Origin of the sequence: Paracoccus aminovorans (assembly GCF_001546115.1) — a bacterium.
GTDB classification, from domain to species: Bacteria; Pseudomonadota; Alphaproteobacteria; order Rhodobacterales; family Rhodobacteraceae; genus Paracoccus; species Paracoccus aminovorans_B.
The window spans coordinates 315,613-327,380 of record NZ_KQ955208.1 but is presented as its reverse complement, the minus strand read 5'-3'; the positions used below and the strand labels follow the sequence as shown (position 1 = coordinate 327,380).

The 11,768-nt window shown below is 68.2% G+C and carries 9 protein-coding genes and 1 pseudogene; 5 read left to right on the top strand and 5 right to left on the bottom strand.

Translation table 11 applies throughout. The annotated features are described in order from the left end of the window. Window positions 1-166 precede the first annotated feature (166 nt). Window positions 167-1,314, top strand: a pseudogene (locus ASV56_RS01725) (IS3 family transposase). Window positions 1,315-1,721: 407 nt separating this feature from the next. Here ASV56_RS01725 and ASV56_RS23350 read toward each other — a convergent pair. From ASV56_RS23350 to ASV56_RS01710, 4 genes are all read right to left on the bottom strand, one after another. After that, entirely contained in the window at window positions 1,722-1,973 is a 252-nt protein-coding gene (locus ASV56_RS23350; RefSeq protein WP_156429041.1) for a hypothetical protein, read from the bottom strand. Window positions 1,974-2,164: 191 nt separating this feature from the next. Further along, window positions 2,165-3,133 (bottom strand): GGDEF domain-containing protein, encoded by a 969-nt coding sequence (locus ASV56_RS01720; RefSeq protein WP_062560532.1) that lies wholly within the window; start codon window positions 3,131-3,133, stop codon window positions 2,165-2,167. Further along, the gene (locus tag ASV56_RS01715; protein WP_253879818.1) at window positions 3,114-3,692 is read right to left on the bottom strand and encodes a heme NO-binding domain-containing protein; all 579 of its coding nucleotides are present in this window, start codon (window positions 3,690-3,692) and stop codon (window positions 3,114-3,116) included. The genes ASV56_RS01720 and ASV56_RS01715 overlap by 20 nt, the downstream gene beginning before the upstream one ends. A gap of 43 nt (window positions 3,693-3,735) precedes the next feature. Next, complete coding sequence (locus tag ASV56_RS01710) at window positions 3,736-5,901, bottom strand: ComEC/Rec2 family competence protein (protein WP_062560530.1); 2,166 nt, start codon at window positions 5,899-5,901, stop codon at window positions 3,736-3,738. Window positions 5,902-6,021: 120 nt separating this feature from the next. Here ASV56_RS01710 and gltX point away from each other — a divergent pair, with 120 nt between their 5' ends. From gltX to ASV56_RS01695, 3 genes are all read left to right on the top strand, one after another. Next, on the top strand, window positions 6,022-7,428 hold the full coding sequence (gene gltX / locus ASV56_RS01705) for a glutamate--tRNA ligase (protein WP_062560529.1): 1,407 nt from the start codon (window positions 6,022-6,024) through the stop codon (window positions 7,426-7,428). A gap of 54 nt (window positions 7,429-7,482) precedes the next feature. After that, window positions 7,483-8,775: a citrate synthase gene (gene gltA / locus ASV56_RS01700; RefSeq protein WP_062560528.1), complete on the top strand. Its 1,293-nt coding sequence runs from the start codon at window positions 7,483-7,485 to the stop codon at window positions 8,773-8,775. A 181-nt stretch (window positions 8,776-8,956) separates the two neighbouring features. Next, complete coding sequence (locus ASV56_RS01695) at window positions 8,957-9,610, top strand: SDR family NAD(P)-dependent oxidoreductase (protein WP_062560527.1); 654 nt, start codon at window positions 8,957-8,959, stop codon at window positions 9,608-9,610. On the opposite strand, the gene ASV56_RS01690 is transcribed toward ASV56_RS01695, so the two are convergent. Next, window positions 9,607-11,040 carry a cobyric acid synthase gene (locus ASV56_RS01690; RefSeq protein ID WP_062560526.1) on the bottom strand — a complete coding sequence of 478 codons (1,434 nt, stop codon included), beginning with the start codon at window positions 11,038-11,040 and terminating at the stop codon, window positions 9,607-9,609. The genes ASV56_RS01695 and ASV56_RS01690 overlap by 4 nt on opposite strands. A 54-nt stretch (window positions 11,041-11,094) precedes the next feature. Between ASV56_RS01690 and secG the strand changes: the two genes are divergently transcribed. Next, window positions 11,095-11,628 carry a preprotein translocase subunit SecG gene (gene secG / locus ASV56_RS01685; RefSeq protein ID WP_062560525.1) on the top strand — a complete coding sequence of 178 codons (534 nt, stop codon included), beginning with the start codon at window positions 11,095-11,097 and terminating at the stop codon, window positions 11,626-11,628. The last annotated feature ends 140 nt before the right edge of the window (window positions 11,629-11,768 follow it).

The following is an 11,768-nucleotide window of genomic DNA, read 5'->3' as shown; positions in this document are numbered from 1 at the left end:
GCCTCGCGGTCGGTCGCGCTCATACGCAGCTGCGCCCCGCCTCGCGGCCCGCGCACTTGCTCGCACGACAGGCCATTCCGGCGAACTGAGCTGCTCCCCGGAAATCGGACAGTGACGGAAGCTACGATCTGACGTTTGCTGGTCTCCAAGAACGAGGAGATCAGGAATGCGGAAACGCAGAAACCATGACGCGGGCTTCAAGGCGCGCGTGGCGCTCGAGGCCGTTAAGGGCGAGCGCACTGTGTCAGAGCTGGCGGGCGAATACGGCGTGCATCCGACGATGATCCATCAATGGAAGAAGGCGCTGCTCGACGGAGCTGCGGATATCTTCGAGCGCGGCGGCAAGAAGCCCTCGACGGAGGTGGATGAAGAGACGGTCCGATCACTGCATGCCAAGATCGGGGAGCTGGCTGTCGCCAACGATTTTTTGTCACGAAAGCTCAAGCCGTGGACCGGAAAGTGAGGCGTGGGATGATCGAACGGAACCACCCGGCGCTGTCCATCGGGGCGCAGTGCCGCCTGCTGTCGATCTCGCGCTCGTCGTTCTACCACGAGCCGGCTGGAGAGACGGATCAGAACCTCGGCCTGATGCGGCTGATCGACCAGCAGTTCCTCGACACGCCGTTCTATGGGGTTCGCCAGATGACCTGGCACCTGCAGAACGAAGGCCATGGCGTGAACCAGAAGCGCATTCGGCGGCTCATGCGACTTATGCGCCTGATGCCGATCTATCAGAAGCCCAACACCAGCAAGCCGAGGAAGGGCCACAAGACCTGGCCCTACCTGCTGGGCGGGCTGCGGGTGGATCGTCCCGGCCAGGTCTGGTGCGCCGATATCACCTACCTGCCGATGCGGCGCGGCTTCCTGTATCTGGTGGCCATCATGGACTGGTTCACACGCAAGGTTCTGGCCTGGCGCATCTCGAACACGCTGGAGGCCGACTTCTGCGTTGAGGCGCTGAAGGAGGCCATCCACCGCTTCGGCGCGCCGGGGACCATGAACACTGACCAGGGCAGCCAGTTCACGTCCTTCGCCTGGACAGATCGGCTAAAGCGCGTCGGCACCCGCATCTCGATGGACGGCAAGGGGCGGTGCATCGACAATGTCTTCATCGAGCGCCTGTGGCGGTCCCTGAAATACGAATGCGTCTACCTGCATGCCTGGGAAACGGGGTCACAGGCCAAGGCTGCCATTGGCCGATGGATCACCTTCTACAACCACCAGAGGCCCCACACCGCCCATGGTGGACGGCCACCCGCCGTGGTTTACTTCAACAATATCGAAATCGATCAGCAAGCGCAGGCAGTAGCTTAAATATCCCCGAAAACTGTCCAAGGATCGGGGAGTAGCTCACCTTCCTGTCCGACATGGACAAGGTTTGACCCCCAAGCTGCGAACACTGATGAAGCGGTCGTGAAATTCCTGCCGGTCGGTCGCCGTCAACCGCACCTGATCGCCGCCACGCGGCCCATGGACCCGGCGGAAGGGCAAGCCCATCCGCCGGATGAACGTCGCCAGTTCGGCAATGCGTAACCCTTGGCGAAACAGCCAGGGAGATCGCATCCCTCCTGTCCAACATAGCCGAGATTGACCAGAACCGAAGCAAATCCAGAGCGTTCCAGATATTACCCACCCGAGCCAAACGATGGTCCCGGATTCGTTCGATCGCCTCGGGAACCGTCAGCTGCAGCCTTGATACGGCCTCTGCCAGGCTGCACCAGTCATGCATCGCGACATAGACAGGCTCCGCGCCGATCAGCAGATCGCTGGGCCGCCAGCAGATCCCAGCGACCATGCGCGGCTTCGATCAGAAGGCCAGCATCGCTACCATCCTGCCTGTCCAGCTTGTCCTGCATCGTCCAGAGCGTGACCAGCGGACGCCGATGCTCGGGGCAGATCATGACGAATGGCAAGGACCAGAGGCCGAGCAACCCCGGACGGACTGGCAAGGGCCGCCCGCTGCGGTTCTTCATGACGGCGGGCCAGGTCAGCGGCTACACTGGTGGTCCTGTCGGAACAGCCTGCCCGGGGCGGAATGACGGACAGCGGCTACATGCCGACTGGTTTCGGAGAGCATATGAAAACAATTGAATACGCGACTGCGACGCGCAGCGATGCGGTATCCGCCCAGCATGTCCCACCCTTTGCCTCTGAACACCCTGAATTACATCGTTGCCTGCCAGATGACCACGCGCCCCCGACCCGAAGCCTTGGCCCGATAAAGCGCGTTGTCCGCGCGTTCGAACAGGTCGGCGTCCCTGATCGCGGGGTCCGGCGGGCAGACCGCGATGCCGATGCTGGCCGAGATCCGCTGATCGTGATCGGCGCCCTCGAGGGTTTCGAGGCGAGAGATGATCCGGCCGCAGGCTTTCTGGAGCGCCTCGGGCCGGGTGGTCGAGAACATCAGCACCAGAAACTCGTCCCCGCCGGCGCGGCAGACCTTGTCGCTGGCCCGCAGCTCCGAGCGGATGGCCTCGGCCGCCAGCTGCAGCAGGCGGTCGCCGGCCGCATGGCCGAAGCGGTCGTTCACCTGCTTGAAATGGTCCAGATCCAGGTGGACCAGGGCAAAGGGCATGTGCTCGCGCTGCTCCATGGCTCTCTGGAAGGCGATGTCGAAGCCGCGGCGGTTCAGCACGCCCGTCAGCGGATCGGTCACGGACATGATCTGCGCATGCTCGCGCGCGGTCTTCAGGCTCTTGTTGACCCGCGACAATTCGGCCAGCGCCGCCTTGTTCGCCTCGTGCAGGAACAGGAACTCGATCGCCAGGTCCGAGGGCGCGAAATCCGAATCCGTCAGGTCGAAGGCCCGGATCGCCGGATAGAGCGAGGCCCCGAAGCCGAGGTTCAGCAGCACCAGCCCGCCGGAGGTCCGCACGCCATGGCCGCGCAGATAGATGTCGTGATGCAAGCGCAGGTTCAGGAACACCCGCTTGCCGGACGAGATCCGCGCCAGCATGTCCGCCAGCGTCGTCTCCTGACCGTCGCGGCCGATGTGGATGAAAGCCTGGTCGATGCGCCCCTCGCCGTGCAGGAGCCGGGCCATGGTGCGTCCGCAAGAGACGATCCCGCCCGAGCCGTCCAGGCAGAGATGCATCGGCATCAATTCGAAAAGATCACGGGCGTCGACGCGCATCGGCGGAATCCTGGGCATCGGGGGCAAGGCTGAAGCGACGCTGCGCGGCAAAATCGGTCAGCGCCACGGTGACGGAGATGCGGCCCGCCTGCACCGAGATCAGCGCCAGGGCGCCGTAATCGTCGGCCATGCCGCGGATGACGCCGGCGGTGACGCGCAGGAAGCCCGGCCAATGCCAGGCGGGATGGATGACATAGCTGCCCTCGCTTTCGCAGATGACCGTCAGCTCGGGGATCGCCAGGTCGGGGATGACCAGCGCGATGCGGCCGGGAAGCTCGTGCAGCGATTCCAGGAACTCGGGATAGTCCGAGCCGCTGAAGCGCAGCAGGCGGCGGATCTCTTCCTGCCGGGTCAGCCAGGCGCCGATGTCCTCGAGGCATTCGCCGACCGATTTCCGCAGCTGCATCGCGGTGGCCCGCAGCATGGCGGTCGTCACCTCGTCGGCGGTGGGGGTCCAGGTCAGGAACCCCTCGGGATCGACGCCGGCGGCGCGGGCGACGGCATCCCAGACCTCGGCGCCATAGGAGGCGCGCAGGAAGCCCTCGATCGACCTGTTCACCAGACCATGCATGGCGCGCGCGGCTCCTGTTTCTCGCCTGGGGTCATTGCCAGATCCGGCCCGGACCCGGGCCCTGTGCCGGTCTCAGCCAAGGTTGGCCTTGTCTGATGCCGATCGCCACCGCCCCGGTTCTGCGCAGGCGCGCGGCATCCAGGACGAGGCAGTCGGGATCGACCGTCGCCGTCAGCTTGCGATCCGCGACGACGATGGTCGGGCCCTGGCAGTCGAGCCGATCCAGCACCTCGGCGGCCTTGCCGGTCAGGTGGCGCAGCCGCAACGACCCGTCGCCGGCCCCCAGGATGGCCTGGCGGTCCGGGTTCGGACCCGTCCACAAGGCGCGCGCCGCCGCCGTGCGCTGGTCGGCGGAGTCGCCGTCGGCCTCGAGCCAGTTCTGGATCGCGAAACCGCCGCCCCGGGGTTTCGAGGGCACGCGCCCGGCCTGGGTCATGACGGCGACGGCATCGCCCTCGGCCGAGACCAGAACCAGCGGGCGCTCGGACCAGAACCAGACCAGCGCCGAGGCGGCGAGAAGGCCCGCGCCGAGGATGCGGCGCAGCAGCAAGAGACGCCCCGCCTCGGTCAGCGGGCCGAGAAACAGCAGCGCCGCGCCCAGGCCCAGCAGCGGCAGCACGGCGGGCGGCGGCGCGGGCACCAGCGTGACCGCGCCGTCGAGCCCCGCGACCCAGGCCGCGACCCAGAGCATCCATTTGGTGCCCAGTCCCATGAGCCACAGCGCCGGCTGCGCCAGACCCAGCGGCGCCAGCACCGCGGCAAAGACCGCGCCCGGCATGACCAGCATGCCCACCACCGGCACCACCAGCAGGTTCGCCAGCATGCCGTATTGTGTCATGCGCCCGAAATGGATCGCGGCAATGGGCGAGGTGGCCAGCCCCGCCACGGCCGAGGACAGTACCAGCATGACCACCGGACGCGCCCACCAGGGCAGAGCGGGCGCCAGCTTCAGCCAGGGCTCCTGCACCAGGATCAGCGCCACGGTGGCGGCAAAGCTCATCTGGAAGCCAGGTTCGGTCAGCGCCTCGGGCGCGAGGATCAGCACCAGCACGGCCGCGACCGCCACGGTGCGCAGGGACACCGCCCTGCGGTCGACGATGATCGCGACAAGCATGACCGCGACCATGACGAAGGACCGCTCGGTCGCGACCCCGCCCCCCGAGAGCCACAGATAGAGCGCCGCGACCGCCAGCGCGCCGGCGGCCGCCAGCTTGTGGACGGCGATGCCGCGCGCGCCGGCCAGCCCTTGCGCCGCCGCCCCGGCGATGCGCAGGGCGGCATAGACGAATCCGGCCAGCATGCTCATGTGCAGGCCCGAGATCGAGATGATGTGGTAAAGGTTCGAGGCGCGCATGATCTCGTTCGTCTGCTCGGAAATGCCCGAGCGGTCGCCGGTGACCAGCGCCGCCGAGACCGCGCCCTCTTGCCCGCCGATGCGCTCGCGCATGGTCTCGGCCAGCGACATGCGCAGCCGGTGCAGCGCCAGCGCGCCATCGTCGCGCGGCATGGCGACGGCCAGGACCGGGGTGCGGGCATAGCCGATGGCGCCCAGCCGTTCGAACCAGGCCATGCGGCGGAAATCGAAGCCGCCCGGTTCCGACGCCCCGCCGGGCGGGCCCAGATGCGCCGTCATCATCACCCGCTGTCCCGGCACCGGCAGGTCCTGGGCAGTCATCAGCGAGACGCGCACCCGCTGCGGCACCCGGCCCGGCGGCACGTCGCGCAGGCTCACCTGGTCCAGCAGCAGCCGCATCCGGTCGCTCGACGACCGGTCGATGCCGATCACCCGCCCTTCGACCGGGCCGTAATAGCGAAAGCCCAGCACCGGCGCCGCGACCAGATGCGCGCGAAAGCCGCTGAGCCCGGCGCCAAGCGCCATCAGCAGCAGCGCGAGTCCCGCGAGCCGGCTGCGATCAGCCCAGAGCCAGTCGCAGCGCCCGCGTTCGGCCAGCCGCAGCACCAGCGCCGGGCCGAGCAGGCCCAGGCAGGCGCAAAGCGCCAGCGCGGCATAGAACGCGCGCCCGGGCTCATCGCGCAGCAGGAACCAGCCGCCGATGCCGAGGGCCAGCCAGAACGGCACCCAGGGCAGCATGCCCGCCCGGATCGCCACCGCGGCGCGGCGCGGGACAGCTGGCGCTGCCCGCGGCCGGGCCGGCGCCAGCAGACCCCCGCCAGGGCGCGCATTCACCGATTCCATCGCCGAAACTTGTCCTTGTCACGCCAGTTGCTTATCACTGCGCCAAGATTGGCATGCCGACTCTTTCGAAAGGGTTAATGGCAGCGCACGAAACCCCGATTTCTGGACCGACCTGACCCGATGACCGATTCCCGCCCCGTCGTGACCCGCTTTGCCCCCTCGCCCACCGGCTATCTGCATATCGGCGGCGCGCGCACCGCGCTTTTCAACTGGCTCTATGCCCGCGGCCGGGGCGGCAGGTTCCTGCTGCGCATCGAGGACACCGACCGCGCCCGCTCGACCCCCGAGGCGACCGAGGCGATCCTGCAAGGGCTGCGCTGGCTGGGCCTCGACTGGGACAGCGAGCCGGTCAGCCAGTTCGCCGGCCGCGAGCGCCATGCCGAGGTCGCCCGCGAGATGCTGGCGAATGGCACCGCCTATAAATGCTTCTCGACCGCCGAAGAGATCGAGGCCTTCCGCGACAAGGCCAAGGCCGAGGGCCGCTCGACCCTGTTCCTGTCGCCCTGGCGCGACGCCGATCCCGCGACCCATCCCGACGCGCCGCATGTCATCCGCCTGAAGGCGCCGCGCGACGGCGAGACCGTGGTGCATGACGCGGTGCAGGGCGACGTGACCTTCGGCAATGCGCAGCTCGACGACATGGTGCTGCTGCGCTCGGACGGGACGCCCACCTATATGCATGCGGTGGTGGTGGATGATCACGACATGGGCGTGACCCATGTCATCCGCGGCGACGACCACCTGACCAATGCCGCGCGGCAGATCCAGATCTATCAGGCCATGGGCTGGGACTTGCCCGTCTTTGCCCATATCCCGCTGATCCATGGCGAGGATGGCAAGAAGCTGTCCAAGCGCCATGGCGCCGTCGGGCTGCACGAATTCGCCGCCATGGGCTATCCGGCCGCGGCGATGCGCAACTATCTGGCCCGGCTGGGCTGGAGCCATGGCGACGACGAGCTTTTCGACGATGCCCAGGCCCGCGACTGGTTCGACCTGAACGGAATCGGCAAGGCGCCGGCGCGGCTCGACTTCAAGAAGCTCGAACATGTCAGCGGCTGGCACATCGCCCGCATGGACCCCGAGGCGCTGATGGCCGAGATCGCCGGTTTCCGCGCCGCGCGGGCCGAGCCGGCGCTGGACGCCACCCAGGCGGCGCGGTTGGCGGCGGCGCTGCCCGCCTTGCAGGCCAAGGCGAAAACCCTGCCGGCGCTGCTGGAACAGGGCCATTTCGCGCTGGTCTCGCGCCCCCTCGCGCTTGAGGACAAGGCCGCGGCCGCACTGGATTCTGTATCCCGTGGTATACTGAGCGAATTGACTGCCGCAATGCAGCATGCTAGCTGGGAGCGCAACGAACTCGAGGCGATCGCCAAGTCGGTTGGCGAGTCGCACGGACTGGGACTGGGCAAGGTCGCGGCGCCGCTTCGCGCCGCGCTCGCCGGCCGCAGTTCGACCCCCAGCGTGTTCGACATGATGATGGCACTGGGCCGCGACGAGACGCTGGCCCGGCTGCAGGATCAGGCGGGCTGAGGCCCGTCGCCCATCACCCGGCGGCTTGCCGGAGACAGGTGAAAGGAACAGGGAATGGCAGAAAGCAAATCCGCAAAGCTGCTCGTCGAAGGAAAGGAGCTCGAGCTTCCGATCCTCTCGCCCACGGCCGGGCCGGATGTCCTCGACATCCGCAAGCTCTATGGCCAGGCGGATGTCTTTACCTATGACCCGGGCTTCACGTCCACCGCGTCCTGCGATTCGACCATCACCTATATCGATGGCGACAAGGGCGAGCTGTGGTATCGCGGCTATCCGATCGAGCAGCTTGCGGCACAGTCGCATTACCTGGAAGTCTGCTACCTGCTGCTTTACGGCGAGCTGCCGAACAAGGAGCAGCTGACGGATTTCGAGAACCGCATCACCCGCCACACCATGGTGCATGAGCAGATGCACTATTTCTTCCGCGGCTTCCGTCGCGACAGCCATCCGATGGCGACCATGGTGGGCGTGGTCGGCGCCATGTCGGCCTTCTATCACGACTCGATCGACATCAACGACCCGATGCAGCGCGAGATCGCCTCGATCCGGCTGATCGCCAAGGTGCCGACCATCGCCGCCATGGCCTACAAGTATTCGCTGGGCCAGCCCTTCGTCTATCCGCGGAACGAGCTGGATTATGCCAGCAATTTCCTGCACATGTGCTTCTCGGTCCCGGCCGAGACCTATCATGTCGACCCGGCGCTGTCGCGCGCCATGGACCGCATCTTCACCCTGCATGCGGATCACGAGCAGAACGCCTCGACCTCGACCGTGCGGCTGGCGGGTTCCTCGGGCGCGAATCCCTTCGCCTGCATCGCGGCCGGCATCGCCTGCCTCTGGGGCCCGGCGCATGGCGGCGCCAACCAGGCCTGCCTGGAGATGCTGCGCGAGATCGGCTCGGTCGACCGCATCCCGGAATTCATCGCCCGCGCCAAGGACAAGGACGATCCGTTCCGCCTGATGGGCTTCGGCCACCGGGTCTACAAGAACTTCGACCCGCGCGCCAAGGTGATGAAGGAATCGGCCGACGAGGTGCTGGACCTTCTGGGCGTGCACAACAACCCGACGCTGCAGGTCGCCAAGGAGCTGGAGCGGATCGCGCTGGAGGACGAGTATTTCGTCTCGAAGAAGCTCTATCCGAACGTGGACTTCTATTCCGGCATCATCCTGGAGGCCATGGGTTTCCCGACCTCGATGTTCACGCCGATCTTCGCGCTCTCGCGCACCGTCGGCTGGATCTCGCAGTGGAAGGAGATGATCGCCGATCCGCAGAACAAGATCGGCCGGCCGCGCCAGCTCTACATCGGCTCGCCCCGCCGCGACTACAAGCCGCTCGACGCGCGCTGAAGCCGCTACCGCTTGCATCGACGGCCCCGGAGCGATCCGGGGCCGTTTCTCGTGGGAAGAAAGGGGCGCTGCCCCTCGCCCCTGCGGGGCTCACCCCGGGATATTTTTCACAAAAGAGAAGAGGCACCTGCGACACGGCGGGGGCTTGCGCACGGCCTGCGGCGATGCGACATCACCGGCCATGAGCGAGCATGACAAGATCGCGCTGGTCACCGGCGCTTCGCGCGGCCTGGGGGCCGCATTGGCGGAAAGTCTGGCCGGGCGCGGCTGGCATGTGCTGGCCGTGGCCCGCACCGTGGGCGCGCTGGAAGAGCTGGACGACCGCATCCGCAGGGCCGGCGGCGCCGCCACGCTGGCGCCGATGGACGTGGGCCAGCCCGAGCCCATGGTGCAGATGGCCCAGGCCGTGCTGGGCCGCTGGGGCGGGCTGGACCTGTGGGCGCATTGCGCGATCCATGCCGCGCCGCTGTCGCCGGCCGGGCATATCGACGCCAAGGATTTCCAGAAATCGGTCGACCTCAATATCGTCGCGACGCGCGGGCTGATCCAGCTTTTCGAGCCCCTGCTGCGGGTCCGCAAGGGCAGCGCGCTGTTCTTCGACGATCCGCGGGCCGGGCAGAAGTTCTTCGGCAGCTATGGCGCCACCAAGGCGGCGCAGATCGCGCTGGCGAAAAGCTGGCAGGCCGAGAACGAGACCATCGGTCCCCGCGTCATCATCGCCGAGCCCGCGCCCATGCCCACCGCGCTGCGCGCCCGCTTCTTTCCCGGCGAGGATCGCGCCCGGCTGACCCCTTGCAAGGCCGAGGCCGAGCGGATCCTGGCCGCGCTGCTCTAGAGCGCCAGCGCCAGCAGCCGATCGATGGCGAGATGGGTTTCCAGGTGGTCGGCGAGGCGGTCGAGCACCGTCTCGACACCCGCACCGTAATCCAGCGCCGATTGCCGGCCGAAACGGCCGAGCCAGGCGGCGCGGAAGCCGTCCTCGGCAAAGAGCCCGTGCAGATAGGTGCCGGCGATGCGGCCGTCCGGGCTGGTGGCGCCGTCGGGCTGCGGGATATGCGCGAAGGGCCGGGCGCAGTCCGGGCCCGCGCTGCGGCCCATGTGGATTTCGTATCCCGCGATGGGCTGGCCGAGCGCGTGGCCTTGGATCCGGGTCAGGCGCTTGTCGGGCGCCATGCGGGTCTCGACCTGCAAGAGCCCCAGCCCTTGCGTGCTGCCGGGCGCGCCGTCATGACCCTCGGGGTCGTGAATCCATTGCCCGAGCATCTGGTAGCCGCCGCAGATCCCCAGCACATGGCCGCCGCGCCGGACATGCGCCGCAAGGTCCACGTCCCAGCCCTGTTCGCGCAAGAAGGCCAGGTCGCCCCGCGTCGATTTCGAGCCGGGCAGGATCACCAGATCCGCATCGCCGTGCAGCGGCCGGCCCGGCGGCACCATGGTCAGCCGCACCTCGGGCTCGGCCGCGAGCGGGTCGAGATCGTCGAAATTCGCGATCCGCGACAGCATCGGGCATGCGATATGCAGCCCCCCTGCCCCCGCGGCGCGGCGCAGGTCCACCGCATCCTCGGCCGGCAGCCGCGCGGCATCGGCGAACCAGGGCACCAGCCCCAGGTCGGGCCAGCCGGTGCGCTGCGCGATGAAGGCGCGGCCGGCGTCGAACAGCGCCGGATCGCCGCGGAAGCGGTTGATGATGAAGCCGCGGATCATCGCCGCATCCGCGGGGTCGATCACCGCCTGCGTGCCGACGATCTGCGCGATCACCCCGCCGCGGTCGATGTCGCCGGCCAGCACCACCGGCACCTCGGCCGCGCGGGCAAAGCCCATATTGGCAATGTCGCGGGCGCGCAGGTTGACCTCGGCCGGCGAGCCCGCGCCCTCGACCAGCACCAGGTCGTGGCTGGCCCGCAGCCGGGCGTAGCTGTCCAGCACCGCGCCCATCAGCCGCGCCTTCAGCGCGCCGTAGTCGGCGGCCGCTGCCCGGGCCACGGCGCGGCCCTGCACCACCACCTGCGCGGCGCGGTCGGTCTCGGGCTTCAGCAGCACCGGGTTCATGTGCACCGAGGGCTCCAGCCCCGCTGCGCGCGCCTGCAAGGCCTGGGCGCGGCCGATCTCGCCGCCGTCCGCCGTGACCGCGGCATTGTTCGACATGTTCTGCGGCTTGAAGGGCGCCACGCTGATGCCGCGCCGCCGCGCCGCCCGGCACAGCCCCGCCACCAGAAGCGACTTGCCGACGTTCGAGCCGGTCCCCTGGATCATCAGCGCGCCCATGCCCGCCCCCGCTTGCCAATCCCGGCCTTGGTGACTAGATAGGCGCGTCGCTGAATGAAAGGCCCCGTGGTGGAAAACATCATCCTGACCGTGCATCTGATCCTTGCCGTGCTGCTGATCGGCGTGGTGCTTTTGCAACGGTCCGAAGGCGGCGGCCTTGGCATGGGCGGCGGCGGCGGCGGGGTCATGACCGGCCGGCAGGCAGCGAACGCGCTGTCGCGGGCGACCTGGATCTTTGCCATCGGCTTTCTCATCACCTCGATGACCCTCACCATCATCGCGGCGCGCAACGCCTCCAGCAGCTCGATCGTCGACCAGTTGGACCTGGGCGGCGCGAGCCAGGAGCAGCCCGCGACCAATATCCCCGGCATCGGCGACTATGCGCCGCCGCCCGGCGCCGGCCAGCCCGTGGTGCCCGGCTCGGGCCAGCCGGTGACGCCGCCCGCGACGCAGGCCCCGGCGACGGAAGCGCCCGCAGCGCCGGCGGAAACCCCGGCCGCGCCGGCGCCGGCCCCCGCGACCCCGCCGGCGGCCGAGACCCCGGCGGAGCCGGCCGGCACCACCGCCCCGGCTCCGGCCCAGAACTGACACCAGACCTTGGGGCGCTCTCGGCGCCCCTTACAACACATGGCGGTCCGTTGCGGCTGCGGGACAATTCGGCTATATCTCGAGTCCCGTGATGCCGCCCAGATTCGGGCCGCGATTTTCTATTGAATTCACTCACGGGG

What these genes read in the sequence shown, in the direction of transcription:
- ASV56_RS23350 (WP_156429041.1), bottom strand. Translation starts at nt 1,973, where the DNA reads ATGAAGAACCGCAGCGGGCGGCCCTTGCCAGTCCGTCCGGGGTTGCTC.
- ASV56_RS01720 (WP_062560532.1), bottom strand. Translation starts at nt 3,133, where the DNA reads ATGCGCGTCGACGCCCGTGATCTTTTCGAATTGATGCCGATGCATCTC.
- ASV56_RS01710 (WP_062560530.1), bottom strand. Translation starts at nt 5,901, where the DNA reads ATGGAATCGGTGAATGCGCGCCCTGGCGGGGGTCTGCTGGCGCCGGCC.
- gltX (WP_062560529.1), top strand. Translation starts at nt 6,022, where the DNA reads ATGACCGATTCCCGCCCCGTCGTGACCCGCTTTGCCCCCTCGCCCACC.
- gltA (WP_062560528.1), top strand. Translation starts at nt 7,483, where the DNA reads ATGGCAGAAAGCAAATCCGCAAAGCTGCTCGTCGAAGGAAAGGAGCTC.
- ASV56_RS01695 (WP_062560527.1), top strand. Translation starts at nt 8,957, where the DNA reads ATGAGCGAGCATGACAAGATCGCGCTGGTCACCGGCGCTTCGCGCGGC.
- ASV56_RS01690 (WP_062560526.1), bottom strand. Translation starts at nt 11,040, where the DNA reads ATGGGCGCGCTGATGATCCAGGGGACCGGCTCGAACGTCGGCAAGTCG.
- secG (WP_062560525.1), top strand. Translation starts at nt 11,095, where the DNA reads ATGAAAGGCCCCGTGGTGGAAAACATCATCCTGACCGTGCATCTGATC.